The sequence below is a fragment of the Pseudomonas sp. WS 5503 genome, from assembly GCF_012985385.1.
Lineage (GTDB): Bacteria > Pseudomonadota > Gammaproteobacteria > Pseudomonadales > Pseudomonadaceae > Aquipseudomonas > Aquipseudomonas paracarnis.
Genome location: NZ_JAAQWI010000011.1, coordinates 257627 through 268696 on the forward strand (window position 1 = coordinate 257627; position 11070 = coordinate 268696).

General features: G+C 59.2%; 8 protein-coding genes. 6 read left to right on the forward strand and 2 right to left on the reverse strand.

Translation table 11 applies throughout. From position 1 onward, the window contains the following. The first annotated feature begins 9 nt into the window (after positions 1 to 9). A complete protein-coding gene (locus tag HBO10_RS26070; RefSeq protein ID WP_034126038.1) occupies positions 10 to 1713 on the forward strand; it encodes an AMP-binding protein in 1704 nt (567 codons plus the stop codon). Positions 1714 to 1826: 113 nt separating this feature from the next. Here the strand turns inward: HBO10_RS26070 and HBO10_RS26075 are convergent, their stop codons facing one another. Next, positions 1827 to 2942, reverse strand: a complete 1116-nt coding sequence (locus HBO10_RS26075) for a Gfo/Idh/MocA family oxidoreductase (RefSeq protein ID WP_034126037.1) — start codon at positions 2940 to 2942, stop codon at positions 1827 to 1829. Positions 2943 to 3373: 431 nt separating this feature from the next. On the opposite strand from HBO10_RS26075, the gene HBO10_RS26080 reads away from it, so the two are divergent. The 5 genes from HBO10_RS26080 to HBO10_RS26100 all read left to right on the forward strand — a co-directional run bounded on the left by HBO10_RS26080 (position 3374) and on the right by HBO10_RS26100 (position 9081). After that, positions 3374 to 4411 carry a YCF48-related protein gene (locus HBO10_RS26080; protein WP_080757686.1) on the forward strand — a complete coding sequence of 346 codons (1038 nt, stop codon included), beginning with the start codon at positions 3374 to 3376 and terminating at the stop codon, positions 4409 to 4411. Positions 4412 to 4429: 18 nt separating this feature from the next. Next, the gene (locus tag HBO10_RS26085; protein ID WP_034126035.1) at positions 4430 to 6805 is read left to right on the forward strand and encodes an RND family transporter; all 2376 of its coding nucleotides are present in this window, start codon (positions 4430 to 4432) and stop codon (positions 6803 to 6805) included. 490 nt (positions 6806 to 7295) lie between these two features. Next, positions 7296 to 7583, forward strand: coding sequence for a DUF5629 family protein (locus tag HBO10_RS26090; RefSeq protein WP_034126034.1), 288 nt, complete (start codon positions 7296 to 7298; stop codon positions 7581 to 7583). Beyond that, positions 7573 to 8745 (forward strand): lactonase family protein, encoded by a 1173-nt coding sequence (locus HBO10_RS26095; RefSeq protein WP_034126033.1) that lies wholly within the window; start codon positions 7573 to 7575, stop codon positions 8743 to 8745. The genes HBO10_RS26090 and HBO10_RS26095 overlap by 11 nt, the downstream gene beginning before the upstream one ends. A gap of 156 nt (positions 8746 to 8901) precedes the next feature. Beyond that, the gene (locus HBO10_RS26100) at positions 8902 to 9081 is read left to right on the forward strand and encodes a hypothetical protein (protein ID WP_034126032.1); all 180 of its coding nucleotides are present in this window, start codon (positions 8902 to 8904) and stop codon (positions 9079 to 9081) included. 57 nt (positions 9082 to 9138) lie between these two features. Here HBO10_RS26100 and HBO10_RS26105 read toward each other — a convergent pair whose 3' ends face one another. Beyond that, positions 9139 to 10698, reverse strand: a complete 1560-nt coding sequence (locus HBO10_RS26105; protein ID WP_034126031.1) for a hypothetical protein — start codon at positions 10696 to 10698, stop codon at positions 9139 to 9141. Between the last annotated feature and the right edge of the window lie 372 nt (positions 10699 to 11070).

The window sequence follows — 11070 nt, forward strand, 5'->3', positions numbered from 1 at the left end:
GACACTGCGATGAACGCTATCAGCCTGGAACACACCGAACGCATTTGGTTGAACACTTACCTGCCCGGCGTGCCAGCGGACATTGACGCCGGGATCGAGGATTACCCGTCGCTGCGCGAAGTGTTCCTGGAGCATCTGGAGAAGTTCCGTGAACGGGTGGCCTACGTCAGCATCGGCACGCAAATGACCTATGCCGATTGGCGCACCCAGGGCATTGCCTTTGCCGCCTGGCTGCAGAACCAGGGCGTGAAGAAGGGCGACCGCGTGGCCCTGATGATGCCCAACTGCTTGCAGTACCCGATCTGCCTGCTGGGCACGATCCTGGCCGGAGCAGTAGTGGTCAACGTCAACCCGTTGTACACCGCCCACGAACTCAAGCACCTGCTCAAGGACAGTGGCGCCGAAACAGTGGTGATCTTCGAAAATTTCGCGCATACCCTGGAAAAAGCCATGGTAGGCAGCAGCGTCAAGCGAGTGGTGGTCGCGGCCATTGGCGACTTGCTGGGCACCTTCAAGGGCGCGGCAATGAACTTCATCCTGCGCAGCGTGCAGAAGCAGGTACCGGCCTTCAGGCTGCCCGGTTCGCTGCGTTTCAACCAGGTGCTCAAACAGGGCAGGGCCATGCACCATTTGCCGGTCAGCCTGCACCGCGATGAACTGGCCTTCCTGCAATACACCGGCGGCACCACCGGCGATGCCAAGGGCGTGATGCTCAGCCATCGCAATATCATTGCCAACCTGCTGCAAGCCAAGGCCTGGGTCGGTGACCAGTTAAACCTGCACAAGCAGGAAACCAACGTGACCTTGCTGCCGCTGTACCACATCTTCTCACTGACGGTGAACTGCCTGATGTTCATGTGCCTGGGCGGGCGCAATATCCTCATCGCCAACCCTCGGGACGTGAAGCGCGTGCAAATGATCCTGCGCAAGGAACGCTTCAATGGCATCGCCGGGGTGAACACGCTGTTCAATGGCTTGCTGGAAAACAAGGAGTTCTGTGCACGGGACTTTTCCGACCTGCGCCTGGTGATTGCTGGCGGCATGGCCACCCACACCGCGGTGGCCAAGCGCTGGAAGGAAGTAACCGGGCTGCCGATCATCGAAGGCTACGGGCTGACCGAATGCTCGCCCGTGGTGAGCATCAGCCCCATTGATATTTCCCGCATGCGCGAGATGGAATTCACCGGCAGCATTGGCGTGCCATTGCCCTCTACCTGGGTGCGCTTCGTACGCGAAGACGGCGAACTGGCGGATATCGGCGAGCAGGGCGAGTTGCAAGTACGTGGCCCGCAAGTGATGCAGGGCTACTGGCAACGGCCGAAGGAAACCGCCGAGGTGCTGGATGCCGAGGGCTGGCTGTCCACCGGGGACATCGGCGTGATGGACGCACGCGGGTATATCCGCCTGGTGGACCGCAAGAAGGACATGATCCTAGTCTCGGGCTTCAACGTGTACCCCAATGAAATCGAGGACGTGGTGGCCATGCACCCTGGGGTTGCTGAAGTGGCGGCCATTGGGGTCGAAGACCCAGTGACCGGGGAGAAGGTCAAGATCATCGTCGTGCGCAAGGACCCGACCCTGACACAGGAGCAGATTCTTGCGCACTGCCGGGAGTACCTGACGGGGTACAAGCTGCCAAAATATGTGGAGTTTCGCACCACGGAACTGCCCAAGACCACGGTGGGCAAAGTGCTGCGTCGGGCCTTGCGCTGATTGAATGGTTCAGATGACCAAATGTGGGAGCGGGCTTGCTCGCGAATGCGGCGGTTCAGGCACTGAAGGTGCCGACTGACACAGCGTATTCGCGAGCAAGCCCGCTCCCACTTTTAAACCGTGTCCACTTTGACCCAGCGTTCCTCAAGGGCGGCCACTCGAATCGCCGTCGCCAACCGCTCCACCTCCCACGCCGCCTCAAAGTCCGTCCCCTGGGCCCCTTGGCCGGCCAGCGCCATGATCAACTCCTGCACTTCCAACGTCTTCAATTCGTTGTAACCCAACTGATGCCCCGCCGCCGGGCTGAATGCCGCATAGCCGGGCAGGGCAGGGCCAGCCAGCACGCGCTGGAAGCCGTCCTGGCCGATGCGGTACAGGCGCAGTTCATTCAAGCGTTCCTGGTCAAACGCCAGCGTGCCTTGGGTGCCGCTGATCTCGAAACTCAGATGGTTCTTGTAGCCGTGCTTGAGCCAACTGCTGCTCACCGTGCCACGGGCGCCGTTGGCGAAGCGCAACAGGGCATGCACCTGGTCATCCACGGCAATGGCTTTTGAGGTTGGGCTGCCGGCGGTGGCGGGGCGTTGGTTGTGCACGGTCTGGGTATCGGCACAGACATGGGTCACGTCGCCCACCAGGTAGCGGGCCATTGACAGCAAATGGCTGCCCAGGTCAGCCAGGGCGCCGCCAGCATGCTCCACTTCGCAGCGCCACGACCAAGGGGAGGCCGGGTCCGCCATGAAGTCTTCGCTGAACTCACCTTGGAAACTGATGATCTGGCCCAGTTCGCCTTGGGCAATCATCTGCCGGGCCAACACGATCATGGGGTTGTGCTGGTAGTTATAGCCGACACGCGTCACCACCCCGGCGGTATGGGCTGCGCGGCGCATGGCGTCGGCTTGTTCGAGGCTGACGGCCAGGGGTTTCTCGCAATACACGGCTTTGCCGGCCGCAATCGCGGCCATGGCCATGGAGTAATGCAAATGGTTGGGGGTGGTGATGGCCACGACGTCGACCTTTGGGTCGTTGATCAGCGCTTGCCAGTCACCATGGGCCTGGGCAAACCCCCAGGCGCTGGCGCAACGCTGGGCGCGTTCGGTGTCGGCATCGGCCAGGGCGGCCAGCTTGAGCTGCACCGGCAGTTCAAATACCGCCCGGGCGTTGTTGAACGCCAGCGCGTGGGCGCGGCCCATGAAGCCTGTGCCGATCAAGCCGATTCCGAGTTCACGCATCGTCGTGGTCCTTTGGATTATTGTTTTCAGGAAAGCTATTAATGGAATAAAAATTCACTAAATTCAATAGATAGAATAAAAATTCATTTCTCCTGATCGTTCCCACGCTCCGCGTGGGAATGCCGCCCGGGGCGCTCTGCGCCCCGCTGTTTGCGCGGTGAGGACGCAGAGCGTCAGGGGATGCATTCCCACGCGGAGCGTGGGAACGATCACGTGGGGCCATCATTTCAGCTGATATAGCTATATTCAGCACATGGCCAAACGCCGCCAGTTAACAAAAGATAACGTAGCGCCGATTGTCAGACGATTCCAAAGCCCGATAGGATGGCTCCTGCTTCCTCCAGGCGCTCTAGATTGCAGGTTTCAAGGTCCTGGCAGAGAAGACGACCTAACAATAATAAATGGGAGAAAGGTCTATGAGTGAGCCTGTCATGGGTTGGGTTGTTTGCCGCCCACGCGCCGCACGCAGGGTTGCGTTGCTGGCCACAGCGCTCTCGCTGCTTGCTGGCAGCGTATTGTCGCTGCCGGTTCTGGCCGCCAGCGATACCTCCGCCGCCGCAGTCTTTGCAATTGAATCCCCCAAGGCCGCCAAAGGCTTGATGATCGACGTGGTTCACGCGGGCAAGCGCCTGGTGGCGGTCGGTGATCGGGGGCATATCCTTTATTCCGATGATCAGGGCAACACCTGGGCCCAAGCCAAAGTACCCACCCGGCAACTGCTCACGGCGGTGTTTTTCGTTGATGATCAGCACGGTTGGGCCGTCGGCCACGATGCGCAGATTCTTGCCAGTACCGATGGCGGCGCCACGTGGACCCAGCAATATCAAGACCTCAAACGCGAAGCGCCGTTGCTCGATGTGTGGTTCAACGACGCCAACCACGGCCTGGCCGTGGGCGCCTACGGTGCGTTGATCGAGACCACCGACGCCGGCAAAACCTGGAACGATGTCAGCGAGCGCCTCGACAACGAAGACCAGTACCACCTCAACGCCATTGCACACGTCAAGGGCGCCGGCCTGTTTATCGTCGGTGAGCAAGGCAGCATGTTTCGCTCCAGCGACGACGGCCAGACCTGGGAAAAACTCGAAGGCCCCTACGAGGGTTCGCTGTTTGGCGTGATCAGCACCGCACAGCCGCAAACCCTGCTGGCGTATGGGTTGCGCGGCAACCTCTACCGCTCCACCGATTTCGGCAGCACTTGGGAACAGGTCCAATTGAACGCAGCGCGTGGCGCGTTGGAGTTTGGCCTGTCGGGGGCGACCTTGCTGGAGGACGGTTCCATTGTTGTGGTCGGCAACGGCGGCAGCGTGGTGGTCAGTCATGACGACGGCCAGACCTTCAGTGTGTTCAATCGCCCGGACCGTATTTCACTCTCGGCGGTCACGGCGGCCGGCAATGGCAATTTGATCCTCGCGGGGCAGGGTGGCGTGCGGGTTGCCACATCGGCCGGCGCAGAGCTCTCACAATAATAAGAAGGCGGGGATTCAATGAGCAGTCATCACAACGATAAAGCGACCTTTCTTGAGCGTCTGATCTTCAACAATCGCCCGGCGGTGATCGTCATCTGCCTGCTGGTGAGTATCTTCCTGTTCTGGCAGGCGACCTTGATTCGCCCGTCCACCAGCTTTGAAAAGATGATCCCCCTCAAGCACCCCTTCATTGAAAAGATGATGGAACACCGCAACGACCTAGCCAACCTGGGCAACACCGTGCGTATTTCGGTAGAGGCCAAGGACGGCGACATCTTCACTAAGGAGTACATGGAGACCCTGCGCCAGATCCACGACGAGGTGTTCTACATCTCCGGTGTGGACCGCTCGGGCCTCAAGTCGCTGTGGAGCCCCAGCGTGCGCTGGACCGAGGTGACCGAAGAAGGTTTTGCCGGCGGGGAGGTCATCCCGCAGAGCTACAACGGTTCGCCGCAGAGCCTCGACCAGTTGCGCAATAACGTGCTCAAGTCCGGCCAGGTCGGGCGGCTGGTCGCCAATGACTTCAAGTCGAGCATCGTTGATATTCCGCTGTTGGAGTCCTACCCGGACCCGCAAGACCAGGGCAAGTTGCTGGCCCTGGACTACCGCAAGTTCTCTCATGAACTCGAAGACAAGATCCGCGACAAGTTCGAAACCCAGAACCCCAACGTCAAGATTCATATTGTCGGCTTTGCCAAAAAGGTCGGCGACCTGATCGATGGCCTGGTGATGGTGGTGCTGTTCTTCGGCGTTGCGTTCGTCATCACCCTGATTCTGCTGCTGTGGTTCACCAACTGCCTGCGCAGCACCATTGCGGTGTTGAGCACGACATTGGTGGCGGTGGTCTGGCAACTGGGGTTGATGCACTTCTTCGGTTTCGGACTGGACCCGTATTCGATGCTGGTGCCGTTCCTGATCTTCGCCATCGGCATTTCCCATGGCGTGCAGAAGATCAACGGCATTGCCCTGCAATCCAGCGAGGCAGACAACGCCCTCACCGCCGCGCGGCGCACCTTCCGGCAACTGTTCCTGCCGGGGATGATCGCCATTCTGGCGGATGCTGTGGGCTTCATCACGCTGCTGATCATTGACATCGGCGTGATCCGCGAACTGGCTATCGGCGCGTCCATCGGCGTGGCGGTGATCGTGTTCACTAACCTGATCCTGCTGCCGGTCGCGATTTCCTACGTGGGCATCAGCAAGCGCGCCATCGCCAAGAGCAAGAAAGACGCGAACCGCGAACATAGCTTCTGGCGCCTGCTGTCCAAATTTGCCAGCCCGAAAGTCGCGCCGGTTTCGGTGTTCCTGGCGTTGATCGCCTTTGGTGGCGGCCTCTGGTACAGCCAGAACCTGAAGATTGGCGACCTGGACCAAGGCGCACCGGAACTGCGCCCGGATTCGCGCTACAACAAGGACAACAACTTCATCATCAGCAATTACTCCACCAGCTCCGACGTGCTGGTGGTGATGGTCAAGACCAAGGCCGAAGGCTGCTCGCGCTATGAAGCCATGGCGCCCATCGACCAGTTGATGTGGAAGATGCAGAACACCGAGGGCGTGCAGTCGGCGATCTCGTTGGTGACCGTGTCCAAGCAAATGATCAAGGGCATGAACGAGGGCAACCTGAAATGGGAAACCTTGTCGCGCAACCCGGATGTGCTGAACAACTCCATCGCGCGTGCCGATGGCTTGTACAACAACAATTGCTCACTGGCGCCGGTGCTGGTGTTCCTCAACGACCACAAGGCCGAAACCCTCGACCGTGCCGTGCATGCGGTGCAGGAGTTCGCCAAGGAAAACAACAAGGACGGCCTGGAATTCATTCTCGCAGCGGGTAATGCCGGGATCGAAGCAGCCACCAACGAGGTGATCAAGGAGTCGGAACTGATCATCCTGATCCTGGTGTACCTGTGCGTGGCGACCATGTGCATGATCACCTTCCGCTCTTGGGCGGCGACCCTGTGCATCGTGTTGCCGCTGGTGCTGACCTCGGTACTGGGTAACGCACTGATGGCGTTCATGGGCATTGGCGTCAAGGTCGCAACCTTGCCGGTGGTAGCCCTGGGTGTGGGGATTGGCGTGGACTACGGCATCTACATCTACAGCCGCCTGGAAAGCTTCCTGCGCGCTGGCTTGCCTTTGCAAGAGGCCTATTACCAGACGTTGAAGTCCACCGGTAAGGCCGTGCTGTTTACCGGCTTGTGCCTGGCCATTGGCGTGTGCACCTGGATCTTCTCGGCCATCAAGTTCCAGGCCGACATGGGTTTGATGTTGACCTTCATGTTGCTGTGGAACATGTTCGGCGCGCTGTGGCTGTTGCCGGCGCTGGCGCGATTCCTGATCAAGCCTGAAAAGCTGGCAGGGCAGAAGGGCAACTCGTTGTTCGCGCACTGATCCTGCTTCCAAAAGGCGGGAGCAGGCTTGCCTGCGATAGGCATAGCTATCTACACAACGTTGGCGCAAAGCTGGACCTGTGGCGAGGGAGCTTGCTCCCGTGACGGCCTGACAGCCGAAGCTGATCCAACTGACGCACCGTGCCAAGTGTGGGAGCTGGCTTGCCTGCGAAGACGGCCTGGCAGCCAACTGGGATGTTGGATCAGAGCGCGTAGATGTCTGTTACCGCAGGAATGGATATTTACCCGGTATAACTGCGTCGGCCGTCAGGTTGCCATCGCAGGCAAGCCAGCTCCCACAGTTTGATCGTGGGGGTGTCAGGTAGGCGGGCGTTGGCTGTCAGGCCGTCACGGGAGCAAGCTCCCTCGCCACAGGTTTAGCGTCGTACCGAAGTTGTAGAGACCTATGCTGCGATAGCATCACCGCAGTGTTCAACCTCTAGGTTACAGCCTGGGCTATCATTGCGGCTTTCCCCAAAATGATTACTGCCATGACTGCCGACACCCTGACCTGCGTCCTTGCCACCAGCGATATGCTGATCATCAATGGGCTGCACGCTTTTGACTTCGAGCTTGATCAGCAACTGCAGATCCAAAGCATGGATGGCCGGGAACTCAAGCGTTGGACCTTCAGTCCAGAACAATTGCAGGCGGCTACCTTTGACGAGAGCTTGCAAAGCTGGTTGCTGATCAACGACGACGGTGAACACCGTCTGGTCTGCTTGAGCGCCATCCAGGGCGACAACAATAACGACGAGGACGAAGCAGATGATGCGTAAATTCTGGCCCCTGCTGATGGCAGGCAGTGTCGGTGCGATGTCGGTGCAGGCCGCGCCGGCCGATATCCATGAACTGTTGGTCGGCAGCTATACAGCCGGCACCAGTGAAGGGATCTACCGCCTGCAATTCGACAGTAGCACCGGGCAGTTCAGCGGCAAGCCAGTGCTGGCGGCGAAAACCGCCAACCCTTCCTGGCTGACGATCTCCAAAGACCAGAAGCAGTTGTTTGTGGTCAATGAGAACGGCCCCGGCCAGGCAGACCCGGTGGGGCGTGTCAGCAGCTATAGCATCGACCCCCAGAACCACCAGCTGACCCTGATCAACCAGGTGCAGAGCCTGGGCAATGAGCCGACCCATTCCAGTGTGGCCGCCGATGGGCGCTACCTGTTCGTCGCCAACTATTCGGTGGTGGAAGACCCGGGTGGCAGCCTGGCGATCCTGCCGGTGGATGCCAGCGGCAAGCTGTCGGCACCGGTGCAGTTGAGCGGGCACCCGGCCAGCCGTGTGAACCCGGAGCGCCAGGCGTCCAACCATGTGCATTCGGTAGTGTCGTCGCCGGACGGCAAGTATGTATTCGTGCAGGACCTGGGCGCGGACAAGGTGTTTGCCTACCGCTACGACCCCAAGGCCAATCACGAGCTGCCACTGACAGCGGCCGACCCGGCGTTGGTGCAGTTGCCACCGGGCAGCGGCCCGCGTCACTTGCTGTTCAGCGCGGACGGCAAACACGCCTGGCTGACCACTGAGATGAGCGCCCAGGTAGCCGTGTTCGATTACAACGAGGGCAAGCTGACGCAAACCCAGTTGCTCGACTATGCCGCCGGCCAACCGGTGTCCGACAAGGCCGGTGCGGCGTTGCATGCGTCAAACGACGGCAAATTCCTGTACGTGAGCAACCGTGGCACGGCCAATCAGATGCTGGTGTTCAGCATCGATCCAGCCACCGCGCACCTCAAGGAAATCCAGCGGCGTTCTGTCGAAGGCGACCATCCGCGTGAGTTCAGCCTCGACCCTAGCGGAAAATTCCTGCTGATCGCCAACCAGAAAAGCAATGAAATTGTCGTCGTCGAGCGCGACCCCAAGACCGGCCTGCTGGGTAAAACCGTGCAGAAATTGCCGATCGATGCCCCCAGTGACCTCAAGTTCCTGGTGCGTCAATAAGCCACAGGCCCCGCACTGCGGGGCCTGAGCCTTTGTATTAATCGCAGTGATAACGGCTACTGTTTCAAAGCATTTCTAAGGTTCAACCCTCGGGCGTAAGTTGGGTTCCAAGGCCTTCCCAGGCCACCCAACCAAACGAACACAAGGGTTACCGCCATGAATTTCAATCTCTTCTCGATCATCGCTGCTTCTGCTGTTTCCGCCACCGTGGCCTTGCCTGCCGCCGCCAGCGTGGAAGTCACCGGCAAAAAATCCAATGTCACGGCTTATACTCAGAAGTACCTGCAACAGAGTGCCAACTTTTATGCGGCGCTGGATCACAAGATTCAAAACTGATTGTCGAGCGACTCAAACCCCAAGCCACTCGCGAGAGTGCCTTGGGGTTTGACGTATCTAGCTGATGGTCAACATCCGACGCAAGGATTCATTCAGGTCTATTGCGCGCGCGCGGGTGAAGCTGCTTGAGATCACGTAATAGAACTCGAAGCTGTAGCCTTTGAACTGGCGCAATTGTTCCCAGTAAAACACCTGCTTGACCGGCGCACCGACGGGCCAGGATTGGCCGACGATTTGTGTCTCGGTGTGGAGGATCACCTCGTTCAACCCTTTTACAAGTCGAAAGATCCACAGAATCTCGTCGGTGGGTTGCCGCCAGGCATAGTAGGGGCAGCGTGCGATGACATGCGCCGGGTCGTTACTGATGTGATCGTCTGGGTAGCCCTCAAGGTCCGGTGGCTCCAGGCGAACCACTGAGCCTCTGACCTCGGCCGCGGTTTTCTTGGAGTACACCTCGTAGGGCGGGCCGGACTTTCTCAATACGAAGCTGGTCTCCACCCGGCCTTCAGCGGCCATCCGTACATCCAGGTAATCGATGAACACTGAATAGACCTGACCACCTCGCCTGATCTCGACAAATTTGTGAATGATTTTGACGCCACCTTTAGGCGGGTAGATGCGGAACATCACATCATAAATATCACCCACACCGCCCACGCTAGACGGCGTGCGAACCTGCAGCTCCAGGGGGTTTTCCCCCACGACTTCAAGGTCGATATAGCCAGGTGGCCCGCCATTGACAATGACGGGGCCATCCGTAAGGTGCTGGCCCAGGTTCACCGAGACCTCCACGCTGGCCGAGCCGGGCGTCGAGACATTCCCCACCAGGTCCCGCACCTCCAGCCAGACGTACCGAAGATCACTGTCGCCGGCTTCAAGCAAATCCGCATAGGTCACCAGGATCACTGTGGGCTTGAGAGCCCCCGCAATGTTTTGCGTCTTGATTACCGATCCCCAGTGAAGATCGACTTCATCGGTTGGGTTGGTGTTTGGGGGCGGCTGGAGCGTGATAGTGACGCCTTTGCTGGCATTGCCTGGGACGATGACCGTCTCGGATACGCTGAATTTCAGTCCTGAATGCCCGGGTACTGTAGGGCCGTCGTCGTCGTTACCGGCGGGAAGGTCGGTCTTGACCAGCGTCAGCAGCGGGTAAGACCTGTCGTAGTCCGTGCCTCCGGCATAGTGGACCACATACACCAGGGCATACGGGCCGTCGGGCAGATCCTTCTGTTCGGCGGCGAAAAAGTAGGCGTTGTTCAGCTCCTCGCCAGGTTTGAGCTGCTTGGTGGCGAGTACCGACACGGTGCCGTCGTCGAGTAGTTTACCGACCGTGATGACATCGCCCGGGGCCGCGGCCCAGCCTTTGTCTACCTGAATCGTCATGCCTGACTCAAACAACCACTTCGGGACGCCAGCGTCGTAGCCTTTGACGTTCTCACTCATGCCGGGAATGTAAAGCCGGTCGAGGTACTTGGGCGCCTTCTTTTCCTCCAGCGTCATGATGGTGTGTGATAGGGCCGGAACCTTCTGTTTGGCAGAGGCTTTGGTTTTGGTCTTTCCCTCTGCCGCTGCTGGCTTGGTCGCAGGCGCGGATGTCTGGTTTTTTTTGGCTGGCATGGCTGTTCTCCTGTTCCTGCGAAGTGTGCTGTTGGCGCTATCAAACACCTGAAACCGGGCATTGCCTACTGTCAGAATTAACAGGTACCGATCCAGGGGCATCCCGCACGACCTGTTAATTCTGACAGTAGGCACGCCGCGATTTAAGGCGTTTGATAACGGTAAGCCAACAGCGCACGACCGTGAGGACTCTCGCCATGCCCAAGGACAAAACACTTAACCCCCTCCTGCCGCCCATCGTTGTTCCGCTGATGGAACCGGCCATTGATGGTGATATCGAAGGGGCGCATGGCGGTATCGGCCTGCGGCATACCGAGGTGCCGTTGGTGGTCTACCTGATCAACCCCAAAGATGGCGTCACTCCGGGCAGTG